The sequence below is a fragment of the Alkalibacillus almallahensis genome (assembly GCF_011761495.1).
GTDB lineage: Bacteria > Bacillota > Bacilli > Bacillales > Alkalibacillaceae > Alkalibacillus > Alkalibacillus almallahensis.
The window spans coordinates 131,994-157,518 of record NZ_JAASRU010000003.1; the positions used below are offsets into that span (position 1 = coordinate 131,994).

Here is a 25,525-nt window from a genome sequence, read left to right on the forward strand (position 1 = left end):
AAAATTACCCCTGCGGGTATATTGGTATATATAATATTTCACCGAACGAACGATCAAAGTTAGCTTATTTTTCGATTGGCCCGATCAAAAAGCTTAATTCCGCTTCATGTTCATCGCTCGGGAATAATTCTTTTGGAAAGCATTCTGATACTTCACAAGTCGTATCATGTTCTTTTGCGAATTTCTTAAATAAAGCTTGGGATGCTTCATTAGTTGGAGTAACCGTGGCTTCTAAATAGCGGACATCACGGCAAGCATCACGATCAAACAGTTCGTTTAATATTTTCGACGCCAGTCCTTTTCCACGCTGTGATGAATCGACGCCAATTTGCCAAACGAACACGACATCTTGCCTTTCTGGAGGTATAAATGCGGTGACAAAGCCTACCACTTTGCCTTCTTCCTTCGCTACGACACATGTCTCAGCGAAGTGTTCACACATCATAATGTATTTGTATGCTGAGTTCTGATCTAAAGACGAGTTGTTAACAAGTTCCCACATAGCTGACCCATCTTCAACACTTGGCTTCTCAAGCACCAGTGTATCTGCCGGGTTCAAAGTAGCTGTTTGAGTGTTAATGGTAACGACTCCTTTCAATTTTTGGTTAACGATTGTTTCCATAATTAATCATAACGAGCACACCATTTTTTATCAAACAGGTTTAAGCTTGATTAATCATCATTCAACAAGCTTATTCGTGATGAGCCAAACTAAGAGTTAGGAACTTAATAAATGCTACGATATTGTTTCGATTGCTTAGAATTATTCAAGATTTAATGATTTTTTCGAAAATTCGCTTTATGGAATGTCTTGAGGTGAAACATTAAAGGATTAAAGATTTGCAGTGAATTAAGCATTCGATTGACCAAATACTTCTACATATTGTTGATTAAGTTCAAAATAATTGTTCTGCCAAGCTAGGACGGTTTGAACATAACCAATCGCATCAGCATTATAACGACCAGCAATTCGTTGGAGAATCATTAGTTCGTACACACCATCGCCATCAAAATCGACTGGATACAGCCCACTCATTGGATTGACCCATCCATCAATCGGCTCAAGCAGTACACCCTCTTGATCATAAATCTCATCTAAATACTCACTAGGTCGCAACGATAAATCTATACTATAAAGCTCTTGGTTACTCTGACTTAAAACATGCACAAGATATTGATCCTGATAGTTAACTTGATAAGCGTATTGATTCTGAAATTGTTCACTATCAAATAACGTTGCTAGGCGCTGAGGCTCATATTGAAAAACATAAGCATTAATTGTGGCACCACTGCCTCCTGTTTGAATCGTTAATACAATATCATCGACACCATCACCTGTTACATCGCCAAGCCAAATACTTGGATCATAACCCTCAGGTTGACTGAGAGGCTGCCGAGCTATCTCACCTGTAACTCCATTTTGAACATCAAGAGTTAACCCCTCCCAATAGGGTGTATTAGTCTTATGCCAGCCCCACACGATTACAACGTCAAACACGCCGTCACCTGTCACGTCCCCATAAACCATTGTTGCTACTTCATATTGCATACTCATCGCTCCTTTTTTAATATAAGATTTTCAAATTTGATGACCCAGAATTGAATGGGCATTGCAGAAAATAATGCAAATGTGATGTCACCATTTTTGAAAACAAAAAAATCCCTCTAGCATCACTATATGCTAGAGGGACCTTTAAGCATGATTATATTAAAATGCTGGAACTGATGCGCCACCTTCACGAGATTCTAAGAATTCACGCACTTCTTCATTCGTCATCGCCTCAGCTAATTGTTGAATAAGTTCTGAGTCAGCATTATCTTCACGCGCAACTAATGTAATCGCGAATTTACTATCTTCTGTTTCCGTTACTAGAGCGTCATCTGCTGGTGTTAAGTCAATATTGCCAGCATGCGTTGGGTTCAAGATAACCCCATCAACATCTTCATACAAACGAGCTAAAGCCGCAATACCTGCTTGCTCAAAGCTGTAGTTATGTGAATCTTCTTTAACATCATCTAATCCATATTGTTCACTGTCTGTATCCTTCATTTCGATCAGGTCATGAGCTGCTAATAATCGAAGGGAACGATCAATATTGGATGGATCATTCGCAATCCCAATCGTCGCATCATCCGGAAGAGCTTCTAGACTATCATATTCTTTCGCATAAAGACCAAAATTCGCGAAATAAATCGGTTGAACTTCAGTTAAATTAGCGTCTTGATTGTTATTATATTGTTTCATAAACGGAACGTGCTGAGAAAAGTTAGCATCAATTTCTTCATTCGCAAGTGCTTCGTTCGGCTGAATATAGTCACCCATTTCAACAACTTCAACTTCAATATTTTCTTCAGCTAAGTTTTCTTTTGCAATCTCAACAACATCTGTCATAGGTGATTCAACAGCTGCCACACGCAATGTTTGTGTCTCACCTTCACTGCTACTGCTTTCACTTTCATTTGATTCTTCTGAGGACTCATCCGTTGATTCCTCTGCATTTTCACCATCATCACTGCCACCACATGCAACTAATACTGTCACAAGGGTAACCATCATGATTAATAACCATTTTTTCATTAGAAACTCCCCTTTATCGTTTATCAATTTTTCGAGCTAACGTAATGCCAGCGTATTGGATGAATTGAACGAATACTAAAATAATAATAATGACATAAATCATCAAATCAGTGCGAAATTGTTGGTAGCCATAACGAATGGCGAAATCACCAATACCGCCACCACCAACAACACCCATAATCGTTGAATATGATATAAAGCTGATCGTCGATGTCGTCATACTTAATACAAGTGCTGACCTTGCTTCAACATATAGAAATTTAAAAATGATATCCTTAATTGACGCACCCATCGATACGGCCGCTTCCATGACACCCTTTGGCACATCAAGCAGTGACTGCTCCACTAGACGGGAATAATGTGCCATCGCAATAATCATCATGGGTAAAGTCGCAGCTACCGTTCCAATTGCCGTTCCCATAACAAATCGTGTGAATGGAATTATAAATATGACCAGTAATAGAAACGGAAAAGAGCGAATTAGATTTACAATTAAATTAAGTGATGAGAACACAAACTGATTTTCGAGCAGCTGGCCTTTACGACACAGAAATAGAAATGTTCCGATTGGAAGACCTACTAATAGGGCCGCTAAAATCGCAAACCCTACCAAAACAAAGGTTTCGCCAATGGAAACCCAAATTTCGCTTTGATACTCGACTAAAACATCAGGAATCATTTGCGTCACCACCTGAACGTAGCCGTTTTACAAATCCTTCTGCACTATGCTCCATATGGTGTACGCCTGTTGGGTTATTCTCAACTGTGTCGTATACTTTACCATCTGCCATTACCGTGACACGTTGACAAAGACTTTTAATAACCTCCATCTCATGACTGACGATTACAATAGTGACACCTAATCGCTCATTAATCCGCTTCAAGACCTCGAGTACTTCTGCGGTTGTATTCGGATCCAATGAGGATGTCGGTTCATCACATAAGAGCACACTCGGATTATTTACTAATGCGCGTGCAATGGCCACCCGTTGCTTCTGCCCACCACTTAACTGACCAGGATATTGGTTTTTTAATGTTTCTAAACCAACAAACCGTAAACTTTCTAATACGCGTTCCGCACGATCTCGCCTAGGCACTTTAGACAATTCAAGCGGCACAGCGACATTGTCGTAAACCGTTTTGTTTCCAACGAGATTGTACCCTTGGAAGACCATGGCTAACGACTGACGGATGTGACGAATTCGTTTATGCTTCACTTGATCTAACGCTTCACCATCAATGACCACACTACCTTCGTCTGGCTTTTCGATATAATTCATCATACGAATTAATGTCGATTTGCCTGCTCCGCTAGCGCCAATAATGCCATAGATTTCGCCTGATTTAATACTTAAAGAGACGTTCTTTATCGCTTCGAACGATTCGAACTGTTTGCTGACATTATGTAATGTAATCACAAAAAAACCCCTTTCTTAGATGAAAGGTGATTGAGAACTACTTTATTATAACTTACGTCCATATTATTGTCATTAGTTAACAGTAACTTTAATAGACCACCGCGCTAAATTTTTGGCTTTATTAAAGTCCGTTGTTGAATTGTGATCCGCTATCGGTGGACGCTTTCCGCGGGCACGGCTCGAGCCTCCTCGGAAGAAAAGCACTTCCTGCGGGGTCTCGAGACACGTGCTATTCCCGCAGGAGTCGCCACCTTCGCTTCTCACAATTCAACAACTCAGTGCTTCACCATTTAAAATCAAAACTAAAGCAATTTATCTCATAAATTAGCGGATTTATCTTATAAATGAAAAGTTCAAACAAAAACCCCTTACGCACAGGCAATACGTAAGGGGATTTTGAGTTTAACTATTGATGAACTGGTTTTTCACTTAAACCAAGTGTCTCATCAGTCGTCTCATGTACTTGACGAATCAACTCTGTATCATTGCGCAACTCTGAACCGTACGACGGGATCATTTCTTGAAGTTTAGGTTTCCATTCATCCATGTAATCTGGGAAACAATTTTCCATAATTTCCAGCATGACATTCACGGCTGTTGAAGCACCAGGTGATGCACCTAATAAAGCTGAAATCGTTCCATCACTTGAACTGACGACTTCTGTTCCGAATTGGAGTGTACCTTTGCCGCCTTCTTCAGTGTCTTTAATCACCTGAACGCGCTGACCAGCTACCACAATGTCCCAGTCCTCACTTTTCGCTTCAGGAACAAACTCCCTCAATGTCTCCATGCGCTGTTCTTTCGATTGCATCACTTGGGAGACTAAATATTTCGTTAAGCCCATTTCCTTAGCACCCGCTGACAACATCGTAAACATATTGCTTGGACGTACGGATGTCATTAAATCACTTAAAGCACCTGTTTTTAAGAAGCGCGGTGAGAATCCAGCAAACGGACCAAATAACAACGTCTTCTTACCATCAATATAACGTGTATCAAGATGAGGCACTGACATAGGCGGCGCACCAACAGGGGCTTTCCCGTACACTTTCGCCTGATGCTTTTCGATCACATCTGGATTGTTACAAACCATAAACAACCCACTAACAGGAAAACCACCAATCCCTTTACTTTCAGGAATACCAGACTTTTGTAATAAATGCAGACTTCCGCCACCTGCACCAATAAACACGAATTTCGCATAATGATGTTGGATATCACCTGATCTTAGATGACGAACTTTCACATCCCAAGAACCATCCGCATTTTGAGTCAGATCATCGACGTTCTGATTATATTGGACATCAACGCCCTGATCCGTGAGATGATCAAACAACTTACGCGTTAAGGCACCAAAATTTACATCCGTGCCACCGTCAATCTTCGTCGCGGCCATTGGTTCCTGATCTTGACGACCATTTAAGATAAGTGGGAACCATTCTTTTAATTGCTCTGGATCCTCAGAAAACTCCATCGTATCAAACAATGGATGGTTCGACATTTTTTCATAACGTTTCCGTAAGAATTCAATATTATCGCGACCACGCACCATACTCATATGGGGAAGTGGCATTATAAATTCTTGTGGATCTTCTAATAACTGACGATTAACGAGATAAGACCAGAACTGCTTAGACACCTGGAACTGCTCATTGATATTAATGGCCTTCTGAATATCAACTGATCCATCAGCTTGTTCCTTCGTATAATTCAACTCACATAATGCTGCATGACCTGTTCCTGCATTATTCCATTCGTTCGAGCTTTCATCACCTGGTTTATCCAATTGTTCGAACACTCTAATATTCCAGTCTGGCGCAAGTTCTTTTAACATTGTGCCTAATGTCGCACTCATGATGCCTGCACCAATTAGGATGACGTCTGTATTATTTTGTTCATCACTCATGTCAATCTTCCTATACTTGTAGTTTTTATTTAATAGTAATACTCTCTCTCAATCTATTATATAATAGTTACTATTGATTTAAAAGTAAGATTGATTTTTTGCTCGAAATGTCGATTCATTGTTTCGTATTGGAAGTAGAATCTAACTACATCATAACATCATTTTCCATAAAATATCAGGCTTTACTTTTTTCCATTTATTGATAACCTTTATATAGACTTGATGGGAGGTAATTGTATGATTGATTATCGGATTAAAAACATTGGAGACTTCTCTCCAAAGATTGGTGAACTTGCATCGATGTTAGAGCATACAAGAGCAGTTACATTGCAAGAAATAAAGGATCTTAGTGAAAAAGATTTGGATTATTTGGTAGAGGAAAGCTCCAATACTATAGGTTCGCTTTTGCTTCATATCGCCTCAATTGAATTTGTACATCAGGTTATATCTTTTGAAAACCGAGATATTAATGAAGCAGAACTGAAAAAATGGAAGTCTGCATTAGTGCTTGGTGATGATGCTAGAAAAACAATTAATAAAAATACTATCAATTATTATATTGATGAATTATCTAAAGTCAGAGAGAAAACTTTAACACGCTTCAAAGAGTTAAACGATGATTGGTTATACGAGGAAAAGAAATGGGAAAATGGAGTTCCTTATAATAATTACTTCCTGTGGTTCCACGTATTTGAGGATGAAATCAGTCATCGTGGTCAAATTAGAATGATCAAACGTATGCTTCCGAAAAACTGATAAGCTTTTTATCTATTAAATAGAATAACAATAGACATTTGTTTGTAAAAGTTGATCAATATACAGTCTTCTTAATAAAAACACCAGAACGATACATTAATCAGGCACCGTTCTGGTGTTTTTCATATCTTTAATTGTCCGGCGTTAACCACTTAATCACATCTTCATGCTCCGGATACTGCTCCAACAAATCCGCTTCATCAAACAATTCAAAATCCGCAAAATCAAACCCTGGTGCGACCATACAGCCAACAAGCGAATACGTATCATCTTCCACGACTGACGAACCGAAAATCGTGTGTTTCGGTACTAATAACTGTGGCGTTTCCCCATTCTCCAAATCCAAACCGAGTTTATGCTTTTGATACTCGCCATCTGGACTAATCGTGTACACATACAGTGGGCTTCCACCATGAAAATACCAGAGTTCATCTGATTGTAAGCGGTGAAAATGAGAAACGTCTTGTGACCGCAATAAGAAATAAATGCTCGTATATAACGATCTATCCGCACCACTTGCATCTGTCGTCAAATCTGATTGATACGTCCCTCGGAAAAAGCCCCCTTCTGGGTGAGGCTCTAATCCGAGTTGATCAATAATCGTTTGGACTGATTGTTTCATATCACGACCTCCTTACTCATCTAACAATCCTTCTTCAACTAAATATTCGCGGGCAACCTCTTCTGCTGCTCGTCCTTCCGCTCCGACTTGGTAGTTCATTTCTCGCATTTGATCACCAGAAATCTTACCTCCAAGTTGATTTAAGACTTCTTCTAATTCTGGATGTTCGTCCAGTGTTTCCGCACGCAATAACGGCGCTCCCTGATATGGCGGGAATAAGTTTTGATCGTCTTCTAACACGACGAGGTTATAACGTCGCAGTTCGCCGTCTGTCGCATACGCGTCCATTAAATTGATATCGCCTTCTTCAATTGCTGTATATCGAAGTTGAGGCTCCATCGTGGTAACATCAGGGAATTCTAAACCATATACATCTTGAATCCCGAGATAACCATCTTGTCGGTCACTAAATTCTAGTGTAAACCCAGCTTCAATCTCATTTTCTACCGATTGCAGATCAGAAATTGTTTCTAAATTATATTCATCCGCAAACTCTTGCGTCGTCGCCAGCGTATACGTATTGTTAAACGCCATCGGTTCTAAAAAGTGCATATTATACTCTTCTAACAAACCAGCACGTGCTTGATTATAAACAACTTGAGCGTCATTACTTTCAGCTGTTTCATCTAAGAACTGCGACAACGCCGTACCCGTGAATTCTGGATACACATCAATACTGCCCGTTTCTAGAGCATTAAATACAAATGATGTTTTTCCTAAACCTGTTTCAAGTTCAACATTCAAATCAGTATCTTCTTCAATTAATAACTCGTACATATTAATTAAAATCTCTGGTTCAGTACCAAGCTTACCACCAATCACGATCGTATCGTCATCTTGGCCTGTCACATATGGTACGACGATAAATAATAGCGAAATTAATACAATCACAATCATAGTAATAATCGACTGTTTGAATGATAAAGTTTCCATTTTGCGTAATAAACGATCGAAAAGTAAAGCTAGTAACGCCGCTGGAATCGCTCCTAAAACAATCAACGCAGTATCATTACGATCAATCCCGAGCAAGATTAAGTCACCTAAACCGCCTGCTCCAATTAAAGCCGCAATTGTTGTCGTCCCAACAATTAGAACCATTGAAGTACGAATACCAGCCATAATAACGGGTAACGCAATAGGAAGTTCGACTTTCATTAGCCGTTTCTTCGTATTCATCCCCATGGCTGTCGCCGCTTCTATTAATGAACGATCCACTTCCAAAATCCCGGTATATGTATTACGCAACACCGGTAATAATGCGTACAGAACTAAAGCAATTACAGCTGGTACTTTCCCAATGCCAAACAACGGAATAAACAAACCAAGTAATGCTAATGAAGGCACTGTTTGCGCTACGGCCGCTACACCAATAATCGGCTCAGCGATACGCCCTTTTCGTGTTAAATAAATTCCTAGTGGCACCGCAATTAACACGGCGAAAAACAAAGCAATAAGCGAAATTTGAATATGTTCGATTAATGCCTGCCACAACTCACCTTGCCTATTTTGAAATACATTCCACAATTCAGACATGACGTTCTCCTCCTTCATTCAAGGATGAAGCCACGTAGTCAATCATATGTTGGCGATTAACTAAACCGATAACATCTTGCTCGTCTTGTACATAAATAGACTCATCCTGTGATAATGCGCTCAACGTTTCTTCTAACGTCGCATCCACATCAATCACATGAGAGGGTTCGCCGTTTAACTCAACAGGTTCAATCATATTGCGCAAGTCAAAGCCAACTTCAAGCCCTTCTGGCGCTCCCACAAACTGCCTAACAAAATCATTCTCTGGATTAGTCAATAATTCATGTGGTGTTCCTAATTGCACCATTTGACCTTCCTGCATCAGGCAAATTCGATCACCCAACTTCATTGCTTCCTCAATATCATGCGTCACGAAAATAATCGTCTTATTAATTTGATTACGTAACTCGATCAAGTCATCTTGCAACTTCTCTCGACTGATGGGATCAAGCGCACTAAAAGGTTCATCCATTAAAATCACATCAGGATCCGCCGCAAGTGCTCTTATCACCCCGACACGTTGTTGTTCACCACCTGATAATTCATGGGGATAACGATAGCGATACGTTTCAGGATGTAATCCCACCATCTGTAATAACTCCGTTACACGAGACTGGATATCACCCTTATTCCACTGCTTCAACTCAGGGACTACTGAAATATTTTCTTCTATCGTCATATGAGGGAATAGTGCAATTTGTTGTAAAACATAACCCATATTCCAACGAAGTTCATTAATATCATAATCACTGATTCGCTTCCCATCGACAAAAATCGTCCCCTCCGTCAATGGAATAAGCCGATTCATCATTTTAAGTGAGGTTGTTTTGCCACAACCACTCGGACCAATCAAAACAAAAAATTCACCCTTCTCAATAGAGAAGTTCATTTCATCAACAGCCAATGTACCATCTTCAAATTGCTTAGATACATGTTCAAACGTAATCAATCGCCCGTCCCCCTTCAGTAAACACCTTGTATTGTCATAAAATTATAACTACTTTATTATCATAACAAGAAATGATGATTAATCCCATTCAAATACTATGAAACATGCTATTTTTTGTCTAAAGCAAACAATGATACAATAAAATTACGAAAAAATGCCGAAAGTTCGTAGCTTACTCGTACCATTTCAAGCTATTCAATGTTAAAATGAAAGTACGTGAGTCAAGATTATGTATTTTAGGAGTGAATAACATGAATCAAAAGCATTTTGACAAAATGAAAAACGGGCAAGGGTTTATTGCAGCACTTGACCAAAGTGGTGGCAGTACACCTAAAGCACTTGCAGGATATGGCGTCACAGAAGATCAATATTCAAACGAAGATGAGATGTTCGATTTAGTACACCAAATGCGTACTCGTATTATCACATCACCAGCTTTTAACACAGAGCAAATCCTTGGTGCTATTCTTTTCGAACAGACAATGGACCGCGAAATCGAAGGTCAATACACAGCTGACTACCTAGCTAGCCAAGGCATCGTTCCTTTCTTAAAAGTCGACAAAGGACTAGCTGACAAAGAGAACGGCGTACAGCTCATGAAACCAATTCATGACTTAGACGATACACTTCGTCGTGCCAATGAGCGCAATATCTTCGGTACGAAAATGCGTTCTGTCGTTCATGAACCAAATGAAGAAGCAATCAAAGCTGTTGTTGACCAACAATTCGAAGTCGGTAAACAAATTATTGAAGCTGACTTAGTTCCAATTATCGAACCTGAAGTCGACATTAATAGTTCTGATAAATTGAAGAGCGAAGAGATTCTTAAAGACGAAATTCTTAAACATCTAAACGCACTTAATGACGATCAATACGTGATGCTTAAGCTAACAATCCCAGAAGTACCAAACCATTACAAAGAACTAATCGATCATCCAAACGTCGTGCGTGTTGTTGCGCTATCAGGTGGTTATTCACGCGACGAAGCGAACAACCGTCTTAAAGACCATGTCGGTTTAATCGCAAGCTTCTCTCGCGCACTTGTAACAGAACTAAACGTCAACCAAACAAAAGAACAATTCAACGACGCTCTACAAGCAGCGGTTAATTCCATTTATGATGCGTCAGTTAATAAAAACAAATAAAAGCTATTAAAAAAGGAAGCCATTCTTATGATGGCTTCCTTTTTATTAGTCATATGTTTTCACCTTAATAGAAACGTTTGAAATCCGCAAAATGCCTACTCCAGTAGCTATTGTCTAAACTTGTAATCTCTACGCCACCAGAACCAGCATGGATAAACTCATTATCGCCTAAGTAAATACCAACATGAGAAATACCTGACTTATAAGTATCTTCAAAGAAAACTAAATCACCAATCTTAGGTTCATCAACATAATGCGAACGGTCATAATAACCATCACTCGAATGGCGTTGAAGGTCTTTACCAGCTTGATTATAAGCATATTGAATAAAGCCGCTACAATCAAAACCACTCGGACTGTTGCCTGCCCATTGATAGCCTACACCTTCCATATCAGTCGCAACATTAACTAACTTCGAAACATTGTAATCGACACTAGAAGGCTTCTCCTGTTCGCTCGTATTCTCAGATGGTTGGCTATCCACGCCTTTCACATCTAATGTTTGGTCTACATAGATGAGGTGAGACGATAGATTGTTCCTAGATTTCAGGTTGGCAACCGTGACGCCATATTCTCCTGCAATCTGACCAAGTGTATCACCTGACTTCACCGTATAAGTCGTTGCTGAACCGTTGTTACTAGACTGACTGTCATTAGAATCATTATTTGACTCATTTTGATCAGAACTTTCATTCGAGGAGCTTCCTTGATTGCTTGATTCGTTAACCTTCAATTGATCACCAGGATAAATTAGCGTCGTTTCTAAATCATTCCAATCCATTAGATCACGAAGCGAGATACCATATTGACTCGAAATAGCACCTAACGTATCACCACGTTCAACCGTATGATGTTGAGCAGAACTAGTACCTTCTTCCTGATCATCCTGTGAGTCAGTAACCAATTCGACATCATTGTCATTTGACTGATTAGAAGACTCTTCACTCGTTTTTAGCGTTTGATTAGGATGAATAATATTCGAGTCTAGATCATTCATATCCTTTAACACTTGTACACTAACATTGTAATCCCGCGCTATGTTCCATAATGAGTCACCTGATTGCACCTCGTATGTAGAGGCTTCCGCTTCACTCGCAAATACAACAGTAGACGCAAAAGCAGCCCCCACTGTAAAAGAAGCAACTATTTTCTTGTTGACCATCCATACACCACCTTTTAAGATTTCAGATAATTCGACATCTTTTGAGTTCCATTATACTATATCAATAGATTAATACAATCTTTATAAAGGCCTAATTTCAAGAGATAGCTAGATGGTGCATATTCACAACTTATGAATCATAATAAATCTCTATTGAACAATCATTAAACCTATTTGAGCTTAATAAAAAGACGTTACCTAAAAATTTAATGCTTTTTGCAATCCAAATTGTAAAATTTATTGATAGAATTATACGATAATTAATATACGGTAAAATAATTTAAAGTACCTTATTCAATAAATATGTGCCGTTATGTGGGATAATAATGTTTTATTATTAGAGAGAATATTTTATCATTAATAGAAATATCAGCATCCTTATTTGGAATATAGCACTAATTTAACATCAAATGTCATTGGACTATTAATATCTTTTACTGAACTTACCGTATCACTTTTTCCAAGTATCTTAGTGAACTTAAAAGGAAAAAGATAGCTTGAAGTAAAGGAGGGTTAAAAGAATGGAAACCATAATTTATATGGTTAGACATGCAGAATCACCTTTTGTATTTGGACAAGAACGAACAAGAAAACTTTCTTAACAAGGGGAAGAAGATTCAAAAAGATTAGCTGAAATAATGAATGACAAAGAGATCGACTTAATTGTTTCAAGTCCTTATACCAGGGCGATTCAAACAATTGAAGGTATCGCAAGTAATAAAAATATTGACATTAAAGTATTTGAGGCATTAAAAGAAAGAAAGTTAAAAGGTTCTTATAAATTGCCAGAAGTAGAAAGAAAGCAATCTATTAAAAAATCATATGAAAACTATGATTACTCTTTAACTGGAGGGGAGTCTGTAAAAGATGTACAACATAGAGCTTTACCTATAATAAAAGACCTCTTGTATGAGCACAAAGGTAAGAGCATTATTATAGGAACACACGGAAATGTGATGACGATTATTATAAATTATTTCAATCAGGATTATGGATATGATTTCTGGAAAAATACTTCTAAGCCTGATATATATAAATTAGGTTTTTTAGGTACAGAACTTCAATTTGTACACAGATTGTGGGACTAACTCTATTTTACTAACAGAGGGGCGTTTATTGAAGAGAAGTGAGTATTAAATCATCATGTAAATAAGTAGTTCTGGTAACTAGAAAAAACTTAAAATACCGTTCAACTATCAATCTTTTTCGCAAAGAGAACTAACAATACAATTTACATACCAAAAAAACTTGGGATAGCCCAAGTTTTTGTCTTTGAACATGGTACTCTTATTAAATTGAAGATCACATTATGAATCTATTTATTCATCTTTTTTATCTGTATTTGAACCATTTTTTTCTTTCAGCACTTCTAACTCTATTTGTTTCTCTTCCAAATCAATTTCCCTTAATTTCTGCTTATGATTCAATTTATTCTTATGGGCATAATAAATTAGAGAAAATGCAACTATTAACGGCACCGCGAGCCATTCCAACATTATTCCTCCCTCATGTTCGTTAACTAACAATATACGCTTATCTTTACTTGTTTGTTATTACGCGCTAAGTTTTCAGTAGTCGAATACCTATTTAGTTCAATACAATATATTTTACCACATAAAGCGATATTCTAGTTAGGCACAAAAATCCCCTTCATTTTCTACCATTCCTAATGAAAACGTCATGTTAAAATGTAGTAAGAGGTGATATTCATGAGTAAAAACCGTTTTACGTTACTTGCAGCTGTTCATGTATTTTTAATTCAGGATGGGCACGTGCTGTTACTAAGACGTTATAACACAGGTTATCAAGATGGGAACTACAGTGTGCTAGCTGGGCATTTAGATGGTGGCGAAGACGTCATTCAAGCTGCGCAACGAGAAGTGTTAGAAGAAGGTGGCGTCACAGTTCCTTATGACCACTTTTCCATGGTTGGGGTGATGCATCGCCAGTCAGATGACGAGCGAATTGACTTTTTCTTAACGGCTGATAATTGGGAAGGCGAGATCACAAACATGGAGCCACACAAATGTGATGAACTATCATGGCACCCTATCAATCAGTTGCCAGACAATACGATTCCTTATATCAAACGAGCAATAAATAATTATCGGAATGAACGTTCATTTGATATTGTCGGTTTTCAATAAAATAACTTAAGAGGTGGTCGACCGTGTCACAAGGTATAATTATTTATAGTATCGCTATGGGCTTTACCTTAATCATTATGGGTGGTTTAACGTTTCTCGTTTATAAACGAAACGATTTCACACTAATCAATGGATTTGCGAATCGCTCACAAGAAGAACAACAGCAACTGATCCAGAACGGATATACGGATGCGATTAAACGCTATTTATTACATACCTTCATCATTTTACTCGCGACGTTCATTGTCGGCTTTTTTCCTATACCATATGGCATGGAAATTGGGTTCTCCATATTATTGTTATACAGTTTAATCGGGATTGTTTGGATTCAACGTTACGAAATTGAATCGAAACGCAAGCGAGGTTACTGGATCACGGGAAGTATCGCTGTCGTGTTTATCGTTGGTATTATAGGCCTCACCATTTGGTCATTTCAACCAAATCAAGTCACCATCACTGAAGAACAGTTCACCGTTTCTGGATTATATGGAGTCGAATGGGCTCAATCAGATATCGAAGAAGTGCGGTTGCTCGAGGACATGCCAGAGGTATTGATTCGAACAAATGGTTTTGCGATTCAAAACTTAGCAAAAGGCCATTTTCATGTCGATCAATACGGATCTGCAAGACTATTTCTAAGAGGCGATCACAAACCTATTCTTTATGTATCTACTGAAAATGAGCAACTATTTATTAATCATGAGAACGAAAAGACTGTTCGAGAATGGTACAATTCTTTAAATTAAAAACCATTCCCCATGATACTGAGGAATGGTTGAATCTCATTTATTGCGCTGTCACGCCACCGTCGACGATTAAACTGGCGCCTGTCATGAAGGAAGAATCATCGCTTGCTAGGAATAAAACTGACTTAGCGATTTCTTCTGGTTGTCCGAGACGTTTAACTGGAGTTGCTTCTGCTAATGTTTCGCGACTCTCTGGCGGTAAAATTGGTGTATCAATAAAGCCTGGACAGAGAGCATTTACGCGAATGTTTTCTTCAGCATATTCAACACCTAATGAACGAGTAAGGTTAACGACGCCACCTTTTGCTGCATTGTAAGCAGCTGTTTGTGGAGCACCAATATGGCCGTACATAGACGCTGTATTCACGATTGTGCCGCCACCTGTTTCACGCATTTTGCGAATACCTTCACGCGCTACTAAAAAGACGCCATCTAAATCGACGCTGACTGTCTTACGCCAATCGTCGTAGTCTAGTTCATGTGATGGGCCTTGTGAACCAATACCTGCATTGTTAAACACGATATCAATTTGACCAAATGCTTTCGCAGCATCGTCAAAAGCTGCTACAACTTGATCTTCCTTCGTTGTATTCACTTGATGAAATGCCGCTTCAGTACCATTTCCTTTTAACTCATCCACGACAGCTTGACCCTTCTCATCATCTAAATCAGCAATGACGATTTTAGCCCCTTCTTTCGCAAATAAACGCGCCGATTCAGCACCAATACCTGATGCACCACCTGTAATAAACGCCACTTTGTCTTGTAGTTTACCCATGGACAATTCCTCCTTATGAAAACTTTCATAATTGTAATAATCCTTACACTTTAATTATAACAAGTTCACACACAGCGACAATCATCAAAGCTTCGTAGAGTGTTGGTTACATAGACACTTTTTACGAAAATGTCTAAAAAACATAAAAAATTTGTCCTAGATAAACTGTTCTACCGCCAAAACTTTGTATAATGTTTTTTATCCTCAATATTAAATGTGATTATCTTCTCTAGTAATTGATAATCAACCTGTTCTTTCCATTTGATTTTAAGCAACTCTTTCGTCGTCTCATAACCCGATTCTTTTATTTCATCAAGAAATTGCTCAAGCGCCACACGTTCAGGTGCGATAGACATATGATGTTTTGCCATACTGAATGCGATAATAAACGTCCCATGATCTTGGAACATTGGCTGATTCCACTTGACCACTGGTTCTAGTTGCGGGAATGTCTGCTTCACCCAATTCAGCACTGTTTCCATTCGTTCCTTTTGATTAGGATCATCGATTTTTTCAAGGTATTCTTGAAACACTTCCACAAAAAGTCCCCCCAATTAATCTCAAAAACTTCTAACTATTTCCTTTATCATATATAATGAATACATAAAAGTAAACGGTAACTTGAGTTAGGAGGCTCGTTATGTTTGATAACCAGAATCCAAATGACACGTTTGACCGTGGATTCTTTGGCAGTCCTGGTTGTATGATCATTCTCATTCTCGCGATTATTATCATTTCGGTGATTAGTAACTGGTAGAATGGTTACTGGTCATAAAAAAACTAGAACACCTTCTCAGTAGAAAAGCGTTCTAGTTTAAATTAATGGCTTTCTTATCTATATTGTTCGACGCTATCTGTAATAAACATATGCCCTGGGGCATGACTTACGAATATTGAAATACCCGTTTTTTCTAATACATTCTGAGGTGTCACACCACAAGCCCAAAACACTGGCACTCTGTCATCTTCAAAATCTACTGATTCTCCGTAATCTGGGTGATTAATATCTTCAATCCCTATCTCAGCGGGGTCTCCAATATGAACGGGCGAACCGTGCGAAGTCTCAAATTTGCTCGTAATATCAACAGCTTGATCGACTTCACTTGGTTTTAAAGGCCGCATACTAACAACTAGGTTCCCCGCAAACCTTCCAGCAGACTGACACGGGATCGTCGTTCGGTACATCGGTATGACCCTCTGTTGCTCTTGATGCAATAACTGAATCCCTTGTTCTACCAAAGCCTTTTCAAATGTGAAACTACATCCTATCAAAAACGTCACAAATGATTTGTCCCAATCATCATGAAGGTTAAGCACTTCTTTTGAAAAATGACCGTTTTCATAGATACGATATTTCGGCACATCACTTCTGATATCTGCACCAGGTGCTGTAACCGGCTCTACTTGACCAGGTTCAAGCACCTCGATTAATGGACAAGCTTTCGGGTTTCGTTTGCAAAACAACAAGAAGTCAAACGCATACTCATAAGGTAATGAGATGAGATTCGTTTGTAAATAATGTGGACACAAATCACTCGTTGTCATCACACGCTCGTTCTTACGAAACAAGTCTCTCATTTCTTTAGGATTTCGCATCACTCAACACCTCTAATTGTTAAATAACTCGACCGGGAACAAAATGACATCTGGGATATAAGTGATCACCAACAAGACAACGATTAATATCGCGACTTGTGGAAAGAGAAACTTAAACATCTTAGGCACACCAATTTCTGCAATGGATGATGTCACGAATAAACATACACCCAGTGGTGGCGTTACCATACCGATGGTTAAGTTGACTGCCAAAATAATACCAAAATGCAGTGGGTCTATACCTGCTTGTTCCACGAGCGGCAATAATAATGGTGTAAAAATAGAAACCGCACTAATCGTATCAATAAAGGTTCCTGCCAATAGCAATATGACATTAATTAATAGTAATAATAAAATCGGATTGTCTGCGACAACTCCTAATGCACTGATTAATTGTTGTGGAATTTGGTTAAATGATAAGAACCAAATAAATAGAGATGCTCCGCCAATTAAGAAAACAATAGCAGACGTTGTTTTGGCCGTTTGTAATAAAATCGGTTTTAGGTCTTTAAGCGAAATTTCCCTGTATACAAACATGCCGATAATCACAGCATACACAACCGCAATCACACCTGATTCTGTTGCCGTGAACATACCTGAAACAATACCGCCTATAATAATGACAGGCATCATAAGCGCAAGAATAGCATGTTTGAATCCATGTAATACTTCCCCTAAAGAAGCCCGAGTCTCACTGGCTCTATAGTTATACTTCTTACCTACGAAATAACTATAGACCATCAACCCTAATCCCATTAGCAATCCAGGAATAACACCCGCAATGAATAAATCACCGATAGATTCATTGGCCATTACTCCGTACAAGATGAGTACAATACTCGGCGGTATAATAGGACCAATCGTTGCAGCTGATGCTACTAGACTTGATGAGAACCGCAGATCATAACCATCTTTCTTCATCTCCGGAATCATCATACCACCAATAGCTGCTGCTGCAGCTATGGCTGTACCTGTTAATGCAGCAAAGAAAACGCTAGTTATAATCACAACCATTGCTAGTCCACCAGGTAATGGACCGACAATTGTTTTAGAGAAGTTGATCAAGCGTTTCGAAATGCCGCCTTTTGTCATTAACTCTCCAGCCAGAACAAACAATGGAATGGCGACTAATGTGAATTGGTCAATCCCATTAAACACATTGCGAGGTACATTAATTAGTAAATCTGGACTACTGAATAATATACCTATAATCGATACAAATATTAGCGAGAAAGCAATTGGTATTCTAAGTAGTATAAGGGCAAATAATAATACAACAAGCCAAATCATTTGAACACCTTCCTAACATGGAAGTAAAACATTAAGATGGCACTGACTGGTAAAGCTAAATAAACATAAGCTTTTTGAATGTCTAAAAACCCTAATGTTTGACCCGATTCTAAATTGTCTTGTACCAGTTGAATTCCATAAATAATCAAAAAGATAATCGTAAATCCAACTAAGACAAACTCCAACACTTTTAATACTTTAATCGTTATACCTTTTGCTTCCTCAAATAAATCAACTGTCAGATGGCCACTATTATAAATTAACAATGCAGCACCAAACAGAATACTATAAACGAACGAAATCATCAGGACTTCTTGCGACCAACTCAAAGGTTGTTGGATGACTTTGCGAAACAAAACTTGTAGAAACGTCACAACCACAGTTGTCGATAATGTAATAGCAACTATGACTTCTACAAGTCGATAGATTAAGGTATCTATTTTGTTAAGCAATAGAAACACCTCATTTCATTAACAATTAAGATAAGAAACTAGCTCCTAGCTTTCAATTGGTAGGAGCTAGTTCAGTTCATTAGTTACGAGCTTCTTCAATACGGTTAATTAGATCCTCAGGAACTCTGTCTGATACAGCTTCTTTTACATCTTGTGTTGCTTCACGGAATGCTTCACGATTTGGTTCAGTAATCGTGACACCATTATCCTTAAGCTTTTGTTTAATCTCATCTTCTTTTTCAGCTAATGTCTCTCTGTGATATTCTGTTGTTTCTGTCACAGCTTCTTGGACTGCTGTTTGTTGCTCATCACTTAGACCATCAAATACGCCTTGATTCATAACCACGATTGCTGGTGAATAAGTATGAGACGTTAAAGCAACATGATCCTGTACTTCATAGAATTTCATCGAATCAATAGTCGGTAATGGGTTCTCTTGTCCATCCACTACACCTTGGTCTAATGCAGAGTATAATTCATTGAAATCAACTGGTGTCGGTTCAGCACCTAAAGCTGACATATGCTCTTCCCAAACGTCTGAAGGTTGAACACGTATCTTCAAGCCCTCTACATCTTCAGGCTGATTAATTTCACGTTTATTGTTCGTTAAATGTCTGAATCCTACTTCCCAGTAGCCTAACCCTTTCATGTCATACTCTGAAGTTTTATCCAATAAATCTTGTCCGATTTCACCGTCTAAAACGCTATAAACATGCTCCTCGTTCTCAAACAAGTAAGGGATACCAAAAACATTCATTTCTTCAACTGTATTGGCAAATGAACTATCCGCAGCGACTGTCGTCATACCCACTGAACCATCCATCACTTGTTCAACTGCTTCACCTTCACTACCTAATGTCGCATTTCCATGAATTTCAATCGTAACGCTACCATCAGTTTTTTCCTCAACTAGCTCTTTAAACTTTTCGGCAGCTATTTGATACTGATGCGATTCAGAACCCGAATGCGCTAGTTTAATACTAGTTGATTCTCCATCACCAGACCCAGATTCCGATTCACCGCCGCTTCCGCAGGCAACCATGATCAATAAAGTTGTTGATAATAACAATAAAAGTACTTTCTTCATTTTCTACACTCCTCTATCTTTTTTATAAATTTCAGGTACCCGACTATCGAAAATCGGAACATCGTGCCTTACCTTTTTCACCTTTTCTAACTCTAGTCTTAAGCTCAACGTTTCTTCCTGACTATTGCTACCTTCTGCCAAGACATCTCCCCACGGGTCGACAACCATGGAATTGCCACTAAATTCTTGACCATCATATTCACCGATTCGATTACTCGAAACAACGTACATTTGATTTTCAATCGCTCTAGCAATTTGTAAGTTTCGCCAATGTTTCCTACGAGCAGCTGGCCATTCCGCCACGACACATAGTACCTGAGCCCCTTCTAATGCTAAAGGTCTAATCAGTTCTGGAAATCTTAAATCATAACAAATGATTAAACCGAATTTGACGCCATCTAATTCAAATACCTCTGCTGCCTTCTCACCCCCTGTGAGATAATGATGTTCATTTAACATAGGCACTAAGTGCGCCTTATCATATTGATAAACTAAGTCACCTTCACGGTTGATCACCACAGCCGTGTTATAAATCCCTCCTTCTTTTTTATTTGCTATAGATCCACCCACGATATTCACATGGTGTTTTTGAGCTAAATCTTGTAAGAATGGAATGGTAGGTTCACCATCTTGATCAGCTATATCCTCTAATTCGGGTAATGTATAAGCTGTCGTCCACATTTCGGGAATCACAATTGTGTCTGGACTATTTTCCTCAATATCACGTTCAATCCATTTAACAAGATTCTGTCTGTTTGCCTCTGGATCCCCTGGGGCTATATCCATTTGAAAAACTGAGAAGTTCATTATGATTCACCTGCAATTTGGTTAATGGTATATTCAGTTTCAATCTGTTTGTTAAAAACTGGATCTTTCAAGCGCATCTTGAATTTCTCTCCGAATTTAAAACCATCCAGTAAAGGAACCGTGCCTGCGAATACTATCGACCCCTGCAAAGGCACATCATTTTGATTCAAGTAATCTTTTATTTCTTCGTATGGAATAATTGCTGTTAAATCATGGTGCTGATAAGGAACCCATTCACCATCTACGTAAATGTCAGATGATAATTCTAGTTGGTCCCAATGATCTTGAACGTCTGATAATTTCCAAACATCATTAGCGAATGGTTTGTCACAAACTTGCTTGGACTTGTTAATATCGACTGTCTCTAAACCTCTATCGGTATGGTCACTACCAACTGTGATATAAGTCTCGTCACCGAAAATCAATACAATTTCAGCTTCTCCACTTGATTTGCCACCGATTACATCCATTTGGCCTAGTTGATTCAAGCTTGTTAATCTAATCGGGTACAACGCTGGGACTTGGCTTGGTTCAGGGATTCCCATCTCTTTAAGCTCTTTAATATGCTCTAACGTTTTTTCCTTATTACGCCCTGTGTAGCCAATGCAATACACTTCCGAGAGATTGACAGGTGTTTTTTCCCCTTGATAGTTTAAGTTGAATTGATACATTATGACTTCTACCTCCATGCCTAGTTGTTACTTAATATTTTTAACAACCGTTTCTGTATTGCTTAAGTGATAGTCTAGCTTGTCCATAGCTATATGCTCATCTTGTTCTTGTAAACCTTCTAATATAGCTCGGTGTTCTTTAATAACTTCTTCCATACGGCCCGGCTTCATCAACGCTTCATGACCAATCACTCTCGTTAAGTTATGCAGATCGATAAAGATCTTTTTGAACATATTTTGCTCAGCAAATTCTAGTATTGTTTTATGAAACATTTGGTCAAGCTCGATATTGCGTAACCGATCATCATTTTGAGCCGCATCTTCCTGTTCAGATAAGATATCATCAAGCTCTTGAATTTGTTCTTCAGTAATAATCGGAGCTAACTTCCGAACGCCTTCTTTCTCCATTGATTTCCTTAAATAAATAATCTGTTCTTTTTCATTTTCAGAAATATGCCTTACTTTGAACCCCTTCCTCTGTTCATGTTCTAATAATCCTTCTTTCGTTAATTCCGCCAGACTTTCTCGGACTGGTGTTCTTGAGACATCAAATGATTTGGACAACGATATCTCCGTAATTAATTCATCTTTAGGAATTGTTCCGTGTAAGATTGCACTTTTTAATTCATCGTAGACTAACTCTTTTGATGTTTTGTTTTTTTGAATTGGTTTTAAATCAAATTTACTCATAACATCCACCTCTATGTATGATGTATACATCACACACTATATTATGTAAGCGCTTTATTGTCAAACAATTTTAAAATTTTATTTGAACAAAATAAAAACAGGTAGACCGTATCTACCTGTTTTCTAGTTCATTAAAATGTGTAAACATCACCGTTGCTTGGTAATGAATAAGATTGATCTCTAACCACCACTGTATCAGGCTTGAACTTAACCAACACACTGTTTCTATCTATCTGTCTAAAGCGTGGAGGCCAATCAGTTTCGTTTGGTCCCAAATAACGTGACAATAACTTATTAGCAATGGTTTCATCGAAGCGTTCAACTGTTGCAGTCCCTCTAAAACCAGCATGCAATACCAAGCCAGTGTAAGGATAAAAATCAATGATTCCAATCGAACATTTTGGATGTTGTTTGATCCTATTAGGAAACGTATCAGATGGGGTTCCTATGATCCACAAGTGCCCATCTTCCCAATGAAACCAACAAGGCGTGTCTTTAGGTAAATCATTTTCCACCGTTGCAAGATGTGCAAACAGTGGCTTTTCAAGTAGTTCTTCTAATTCAAAACTTTTATGACGGTCTGCAATTACCTTCATTTTTGTCCACTCTTTTTATTTATCAATTTGCCTTCACTGTTCAGAGACTGCTGAACTTTTCTATAATCATTTCCTTCAACTGCTTCTTAGTACAATTATGAGGAAGAACTCGAAGCAACCGCCGCACCTGCGACAGCTCCCATCACAGCTGTTTCAACGGCTTGCACCGCTTCAGAAACCGACCGTGCGAGCACATCGCTTTCCATGATTGCTTTCAAGCGTTTTTTCGCTTCTTTTTGATCTTCTTTTGCAAACAAGAATTTCCGTAACTCGCAAACATGAATGAGTCCTAGCAAAGATACGATACGAGAATCCTCTAACTGTTCCAAGTCCTCTGTAAACGTTGTTTCTCTTACCTCACTCATGAGTTCTTCTAATACCGCTGGTTGTTCGATTGGATAACGTCGTATCGGGAAAATACCTAAGAATTGCTCTGTGTCATCACGAACGACACCTTCTTCAACTAAACGCTCATAAATTTGTAACTGCAACCGTTTGCGACCCAACTTCTGCACCCAGTGCTTTGCTTTACGTGGTTTCTTGGATCGATTGATTTCGTTTAAAGCATCATCAAGATACGAAATTCCTGTTGGTTCCGCATCGACCACATGCAGCTGCTTTTTACTAATATCAAGCTTTTCGCGGAAAGCCAGTTCCATTAATGTTGCTCCTGCTAATCCATAAGTCATCCGAGTTGCTACCGACATAGGAATCGTCCCTTTTTCACGCTTTGTTCCTAATAACAACAACCGTTCAGGTAATAGCATGGCGAGCCTCCTGTCTATTTTAGTTGCCTAATTATAACATGAAATTAGTCTTAATTCTCTAAAAACTTATTTCATTACATGCGATTAAACAAATCGTTTACTTTATTCATAAATCGATCACTAAGTTCAGGAGAAAGCTCCATATCATGTAACGTCTCACGCATCGTGTCTAACCACATTTGGCTTCGTTCAGAGTTCGTATCAAACGTATGGCGTTGTTGGACTTGCTCTAGAAGCGCCTCTTGATCTTCGCCTTCATCCGCCACTTGAGCAAGGAATGTCTTCTGACGTTCCTTTAATTTCTCTACATCAACATCTCGTTCTTGAAATAATGATTGAAAAGCCGGAATGTCTATTAAACGCTGATAAAACGTTTCGACCAATTCATCGATTTGATTCTGATCTAATAATTGATTAACCAAGTGAACATTACCGACTAGGTATTCCATATTTCCTTTAATCGCTTGGCCAACAAAACATTTATCCCGAGCATCTGAGGCAATTTCTTTATACGTATTATAACGCTCTTCATCAGCGCCAATAATCGTTGGATGAATCGTAATTCTTTTAAAACTGCTATCTTTAGGCAATTCTGATACAATACCTTCTGCCTGTATTGCTAAGGTCTGAAACGTTAAACCCTCATTCGTTAATAAACTCGATAACGTTTCACTATAACAAGTTGCAATGGCACTGACTAACAGTTCTTCTGGACTAGCACCAACGCCTTTACCACCCATATTCTCTGGCCCAGAGACGACAACCGATTCTTCCCCTATATTTAACGTACCCTCTCCATTTTCGTCTGCACCTGACCAACTTAATGTCGTTTCAAAAGATAACTCTTTCATCCTGCTTCATCTCCTTGTTTAAACCCTTTTTATCACTATATAACAAAATATCAATATCTTAATGAATGTGATTTTAGCTCGAACCATCCATCTGTTAGTGACATTCCCCAAAAAAAGAAGGCCTAACCCAAAAAGTTAGACCTTCTATAATCATTCGTTATTTATATGTGCTTAACACCTTCAGCAACAGATACAGTACGTTTTGCCTGATGTTTAACAGCTTCTTCAGCATCTTCTGTCATATTGCCATCTTGATCGATTGTTACGCTCGTGCCATATGGGTTACCGCCAGCAGCAAAGATCGAGCCGTCTGAATAACCTGGTGATGCGATAATCGCGCCCCAGTGCATCATGGACGTATATAGTGACAAGATCGTCGCTTCTTGGCCACCGTGAGGGTTTTGGGCAGAACTCATACCACTCACCACTTTATTAACTGTTTTACCAGTTGCCCAAAGTGCGCCTTGCATATCTAGGAACTGTTTCATTTGAGCAGGTAAGTTACCAAAACGAGTTGGGGTACTAAAGATCATAGCATCTGCCCATTCGATATCATCTGATGTCGCTACAGGTACGTCAGATGTTGCTTCAACAGTTGCCTTCCATGCTTCATTTTCTTCGATCGCTGATTGAGGTGCTAATTCCTCAACTTTAAGTACTCTAACCTCAGCGCCTTGTGCTTCTGCGCCTTCTTTTGCCCATTTAGCTAGTTGGTAGTTTGTGCCACTCATACTATAAAAAATAACAGCTAATTTTACGTTTGACATTTGATCATTCTCCTTTGTTTCTTGTTCTTCATTATTCTTACCAAACAACTTACTAATTAACCCCAAAACTCTTGCCCCTTCCTGGTTCAAGAATTTATAAAACGGTGTGATGTTTTTCACACATTCACTACCATAATACAACATTATCTTTAATTCAAGATATTTGCTTAAGCAATATAAATCTTTTTGATATTACATGTTTGAACGCAGT

29 protein-coding genes and 1 pseudogene are annotated in these 25,525 nt (G+C 38.6%); 5 read left to right on the top strand and 25 right to left on the bottom strand.

Going from position 1 to position 25,525, the window contains the following annotated elements:
* Positions 1-64 precede the first annotated feature (64 nt).
* From ectA to FHR85_RS04135, 7 genes are all read right to left on the bottom strand, one after another.
* Positions 65-622, bottom strand: coding sequence for a diaminobutyrate acetyltransferase (gene ectA / locus FHR85_RS04110; protein ID WP_167261379.1), 558 nt, complete (start codon positions 620-622; stop codon positions 65-67).
* Positions 623-850: 228 nt separating this feature from the next.
* The gene (locus FHR85_RS04115) at positions 851-1,549 is read right to left on the bottom strand and encodes a PliI family lysozyme inhibitor of I-type lysozyme (RefSeq protein WP_243864147.1); all 699 of its coding nucleotides are present in this window, start codon (positions 1,547-1,549) and stop codon (positions 851-853) included.
* 159 nt (positions 1,550-1,708) lie between these two features.
* On the bottom strand, positions 1,709-2,578 hold the full coding sequence (locus tag FHR85_RS04120; RefSeq protein WP_167261383.1) for a MetQ/NlpA family ABC transporter substrate-binding protein: 870 nt from the start codon (positions 2,576-2,578) through the stop codon (positions 1,709-1,711).
* Positions 2,579-2,591: 13 nt separating this feature from the next.
* Positions 2,592-3,254 carry an ABC transporter permease subunit gene (locus tag FHR85_RS04125; protein WP_167261545.1) on the bottom strand — a complete coding sequence of 221 codons (663 nt, stop codon included), beginning with the start codon at positions 3,252-3,254 and terminating at the stop codon, positions 2,592-2,594.
* Positions 3,247-3,996: an ATP-binding cassette domain-containing protein gene (locus FHR85_RS04130; protein ID WP_167261385.1), complete on the bottom strand. Its 750-nt coding sequence runs from the start codon at positions 3,994-3,996 to the stop codon at positions 3,247-3,249. The genes FHR85_RS04125 and FHR85_RS04130 overlap by 8 nt, the downstream gene beginning before the upstream one ends.
* A 72-nt stretch (positions 3,997-4,068) precedes the next feature.
* Entirely contained in the window at positions 4,069-4,263 is a 195-nt protein-coding gene (locus FHR85_RS14600; RefSeq protein ID WP_424923976.1) for a hypothetical protein, read from the bottom strand.
* 139 nt (positions 4,264-4,402) lie between these two features.
* The gene (locus FHR85_RS04135; protein WP_341770928.1) at positions 4,403-5,908 is read right to left on the bottom strand and encodes a malate:quinone oxidoreductase; all 1,506 of its coding nucleotides are present in this window, start codon (positions 5,906-5,908) and stop codon (positions 4,403-4,405) included.
* 231 nt (positions 5,909-6,139) lie between these two features.
* On the opposite strand from FHR85_RS04135, the gene FHR85_RS04140 reads away from it, so the two are divergent.
* Complete coding sequence (locus tag FHR85_RS04140) at positions 6,140-6,658, top strand: DinB family protein (RefSeq protein ID WP_167261389.1); 519 nt, start codon at positions 6,140-6,142, stop codon at positions 6,656-6,658.
* 130 nt (positions 6,659-6,788) lie between these two features.
* Here FHR85_RS04140 and FHR85_RS04145 read toward each other — a convergent pair whose 3' ends face one another.
* From FHR85_RS04145 to FHR85_RS04155, 3 genes are read right to left on the bottom strand one after another with little or no spacing between them, the layout of a single operon-like run.
* Positions 6,789-7,280: a cupin domain-containing protein gene (locus FHR85_RS04145; RefSeq protein WP_167261391.1), complete on the bottom strand. Its 492-nt coding sequence runs from the start codon at positions 7,278-7,280 to the stop codon at positions 6,789-6,791.
* A 12-nt stretch (positions 7,281-7,292) separates the two neighbouring features.
* Positions 7,293-8,813: an ABC transporter permease/substrate-binding protein gene (locus FHR85_RS04150; RefSeq protein ID WP_167261393.1), complete on the bottom strand. Its 1,521-nt coding sequence runs from the start codon at positions 8,811-8,813 to the stop codon at positions 7,293-7,295.
* On the bottom strand, positions 8,806-9,762 hold the full coding sequence (locus FHR85_RS04155; protein ID WP_167261395.1) for an ABC transporter ATP-binding protein: 957 nt from the start codon (positions 9,760-9,762) through the stop codon (positions 8,806-8,808). The genes FHR85_RS04150 and FHR85_RS04155 overlap by 8 nt, the downstream gene beginning before the upstream one ends.
* Positions 9,763-10,013: 251 nt before the next feature.
* Between FHR85_RS04155 and FHR85_RS04160 the strand changes: the two genes are divergently transcribed.
* Positions 10,014-10,907 (top strand): fructose bisphosphate aldolase, encoded by an 894-nt coding sequence (locus FHR85_RS04160; protein WP_167261397.1) that lies wholly within the window; start codon positions 10,014-10,016, stop codon positions 10,905-10,907.
* A gap of 64 nt (positions 10,908-10,971) precedes the next feature.
* Here the strand turns inward: FHR85_RS04160 and FHR85_RS04165 are convergent, their stop codons facing one another.
* Positions 10,972-12,069 carry a C40 family peptidase gene (locus FHR85_RS04165; protein ID WP_167261399.1) on the bottom strand — a complete coding sequence of 366 codons (1,098 nt, stop codon included), beginning with the start codon at positions 12,067-12,069 and terminating at the stop codon, positions 10,972-10,974.
* Positions 12,070-12,683: 614 nt separating this feature from the next.
* Here FHR85_RS04165 and FHR85_RS04170 point away from each other — a divergent pair.
* A pseudogene (locus FHR85_RS04170) lies at positions 12,684-13,157 on the top strand (histidine phosphatase family protein); the annotation flags it as partial.
* 231 nt (positions 13,158-13,388) lie between these two features.
* On the opposite strand, the gene FHR85_RS04175 reads toward FHR85_RS04170, so the two are convergent.
* Positions 13,389-13,562: a hypothetical protein gene (locus FHR85_RS04175; RefSeq protein WP_167261401.1), complete on the bottom strand. Its 174-nt coding sequence runs from the start codon at positions 13,560-13,562 to the stop codon at positions 13,389-13,391.
* 216 nt (positions 13,563-13,778) lie between these two features.
* Between FHR85_RS04175 and FHR85_RS04180 the strand changes: the two genes are divergently transcribed.
* Together FHR85_RS04180 and FHR85_RS04185 are read left to right on the top strand one after the other, a co-directional pair.
* Positions 13,779-14,216, top strand: coding sequence for an NUDIX hydrolase (locus FHR85_RS04180; protein ID WP_167261403.1), 438 nt, complete (start codon positions 13,779-13,781; stop codon positions 14,214-14,216).
* A 23-nt stretch (positions 14,217-14,239) separates the two neighbouring features.
* Positions 14,240-14,962 carry a DUF3784 domain-containing protein gene (locus FHR85_RS04185; protein WP_167261405.1) on the top strand — a complete coding sequence of 241 codons (723 nt, stop codon included), beginning with the start codon at positions 14,240-14,242 and terminating at the stop codon, positions 14,960-14,962.
* A gap of 40 nt (positions 14,963-15,002) precedes the next feature.
* On the opposite strand, the gene FHR85_RS04190 is transcribed toward FHR85_RS04185, so the two are convergent.
* From FHR85_RS04190 to wrbA, 13 genes are all read right to left on the bottom strand, one after another.
* Positions 15,003-15,740 carry an SDR family NAD(P)-dependent oxidoreductase gene (locus tag FHR85_RS04190; protein WP_167261407.1) on the bottom strand — a complete coding sequence of 246 codons (738 nt, stop codon included), beginning with the start codon at positions 15,738-15,740 and terminating at the stop codon, positions 15,003-15,005.
* A 170-nt stretch (positions 15,741-15,910) separates the two neighbouring features.
* Complete coding sequence (locus tag FHR85_RS04195) at positions 15,911-16,279, bottom strand: DUF1801 domain-containing protein (RefSeq protein WP_167261409.1); 369 nt, start codon at positions 16,277-16,279, stop codon at positions 15,911-15,913.
* A 292-nt stretch (positions 16,280-16,571) separates the two neighbouring features.
* Entirely contained in the window at positions 16,572-17,336 is a 765-nt protein-coding gene (locus tag FHR85_RS04200; protein WP_167261411.1) for a putative hydro-lyase, read from the bottom strand.
* A gap of 12 nt (positions 17,337-17,348) precedes the next feature.
* A complete protein-coding gene (locus tag FHR85_RS04205; protein WP_167261413.1) occupies positions 17,349-18,626 on the bottom strand; it encodes a TRAP transporter large permease in 1,278 nt (425 codons plus the stop codon).
* Positions 18,623-19,078, bottom strand: coding sequence for a TRAP transporter small permease (locus FHR85_RS04210; RefSeq protein WP_167261415.1), 456 nt, complete (start codon positions 19,076-19,078; stop codon positions 18,623-18,625). Before FHR85_RS04210 ends, FHR85_RS04205 begins: the two co-directional genes overlap by 4 nt.
* 79 nt (positions 19,079-19,157) lie before the next feature.
* Positions 19,158-20,165 carry a DctP family TRAP transporter solute-binding subunit gene (locus FHR85_RS04215; protein WP_167261417.1) on the bottom strand — a complete coding sequence of 336 codons (1,008 nt, stop codon included), beginning with the start codon at positions 20,163-20,165 and terminating at the stop codon, positions 19,158-19,160.
* A gap of 3 nt (positions 20,166-20,168) precedes the next feature.
* Positions 20,169-20,972 (bottom strand): carbon-nitrogen family hydrolase, encoded by an 804-nt coding sequence (locus FHR85_RS04220; protein ID WP_167261419.1) that lies wholly within the window; start codon positions 20,970-20,972, stop codon positions 20,169-20,171.
* The gene (locus FHR85_RS04225; protein WP_167261421.1) at positions 20,972-21,643 is read right to left on the bottom strand and encodes a DUF2848 family protein; all 672 of its coding nucleotides are present in this window, start codon (positions 21,641-21,643) and stop codon (positions 20,972-20,974) included. The genes FHR85_RS04220 and FHR85_RS04225 overlap by 1 nt, the downstream gene beginning before the upstream one ends.
* 27 nt (positions 21,644-21,670) lie before the next feature.
* Positions 21,671-22,333: a GntR family transcriptional regulator gene (locus FHR85_RS04230; protein ID WP_167261423.1), complete on the bottom strand. Its 663-nt coding sequence runs from the start codon at positions 22,331-22,333 to the stop codon at positions 21,671-21,673.
* Positions 22,334-22,464: 131 nt separating this feature from the next.
* Positions 22,465-22,929, bottom strand: a complete 465-nt coding sequence (locus tag FHR85_RS04235) for a pyridoxamine 5'-phosphate oxidase family protein (protein ID WP_167261425.1) — start codon at positions 22,927-22,929, stop codon at positions 22,465-22,467.
* A 95-nt stretch (positions 22,930-23,024) separates the two neighbouring features.
* Positions 23,025-23,696: a GOLPH3/VPS74 family protein gene (locus FHR85_RS04240; RefSeq protein ID WP_167261427.1), complete on the bottom strand. Its 672-nt coding sequence runs from the start codon at positions 23,694-23,696 to the stop codon at positions 23,025-23,027.
* 74 nt (positions 23,697-23,770) lie between these two features.
* Positions 23,771-24,547: an OsmC family protein gene (locus FHR85_RS04245; protein WP_167261429.1), complete on the bottom strand. Its 777-nt coding sequence runs from the start codon at positions 24,545-24,547 to the stop codon at positions 23,771-23,773.
* Between the two features lie 161 nt (positions 24,548-24,708).
* Positions 24,709-25,314: an NAD(P)H:quinone oxidoreductase gene (gene wrbA / locus FHR85_RS04250; RefSeq protein WP_167261547.1), complete on the bottom strand. Its 606-nt coding sequence runs from the start codon at positions 25,312-25,314 to the stop codon at positions 24,709-24,711.
* Between the last annotated feature and the right edge of the window lie 211 nt (positions 25,315-25,525).

Coding starts and splice junctions, on each gene's coding strand:
- FHR85_RS04245 (WP_167261429.1), bottom strand. CDS start 24,547: ATGAAAGAGTTATCTTTTGAAACGACATTAAGTTGGTCAGGTGCAGAC.
- FHR85_RS04225 (WP_167261421.1), bottom strand. CDS start 21,643: ATGTATCAATTCAACTTAAACTATCAAGGGGAAAAAACACCTGTCAAT.
- FHR85_RS04235 (WP_167261425.1), bottom strand. CDS start 22,929: ATGAAGGTAATTGCAGACCGTCATAAAAGTTTTGAATTAGAAGAACTA.
- FHR85_RS04160 (WP_167261397.1), top strand. CDS start 10,014: ATGAATCAAAAGCATTTTGACAAAATGAAAAACGGGCAAGGGTTTATT.
- FHR85_RS04140 (WP_167261389.1), top strand. CDS start 6,140: ATGATTGATTATCGGATTAAAAACATTGGAGACTTCTCTCCAAAGATT.
- FHR85_RS04205 (WP_167261413.1), bottom strand. CDS start 18,626: ATGATTTGGCTTGTTGTATTATTATTTGCCCTTATACTACTTAGAATA.
- FHR85_RS04200 (WP_167261411.1), bottom strand. CDS start 17,336: ATGCGAAATCCTAAAGAAATGAGAGACTTGTTTCGTAAGAACGAGCGT.
- FHR85_RS04165 (WP_167261399.1), bottom strand. CDS start 12,069: ATGGTCAACAAGAAAATAGTTGCTTCTTTTACAGTGGGGGCTGCTTTT.
- FHR85_RS04145 (WP_167261391.1), bottom strand. CDS start 7,280: ATGAAACAATCAGTCCAAACGATTATTGATCAACTCGGATTAGAGCCT.
- FHR85_RS04215 (WP_167261417.1), bottom strand. CDS start 20,165: ATGAAGAAAGTACTTTTATTGTTATTATCAACAACTTTATTGATCATG.
- FHR85_RS04150 (WP_167261393.1), bottom strand. CDS start 8,813: ATGTCTGAATTGTGGAATGTATTTCAAAATAGGCAAGGTGAGTTGTGG.
- FHR85_RS04230 (WP_167261423.1), bottom strand. CDS start 22,333: ATGAGTAAATTTGATTTAAAACCAATTCAAAAAAACAAAACATCAAAA.
- wrbA (WP_167261547.1), bottom strand. CDS start 25,314: ATGTCAAACGTAAAATTAGCTGTTATTTTTTATAGTATGAGTGGCACA.
- FHR85_RS04120 (WP_167261383.1), bottom strand. CDS start 2,578: ATGAAAAAATGGTTATTAATCATGATGGTTACCCTTGTGACAGTATTA.
- FHR85_RS04220 (WP_167261419.1), bottom strand. CDS start 20,972: ATGAACTTCTCAGTTTTTCAAATGGATATAGCCCCAGGGGATCCAGAG.
- FHR85_RS04115 (WP_243864147.1), bottom strand. CDS start 1,549: ATGCAATATGAAGTAGCAACAATGGTTTATGGGGACGTGACAGGTGAC.
- FHR85_RS04180 (WP_167261403.1), top strand. CDS start 13,779: ATGAGTAAAAACCGTTTTACGTTACTTGCAGCTGTTCATGTATTTTTA.
- FHR85_RS04240 (WP_167261427.1), bottom strand. CDS start 23,696: ATGCTATTACCTGAACGGTTGTTGTTATTAGGAACAAAGCGTGAAAAA.
- FHR85_RS04190 (WP_167261407.1), bottom strand. CDS start 15,740: ATGGGTAAACTACAAGACAAAGTGGCGTTTATTACAGGTGGTGCATCA.
- ectA (WP_167261379.1), bottom strand. CDS start 622: ATGGAAACAATCGTTAACCAAAAATTGAAAGGAGTCGTTACCATTAAC.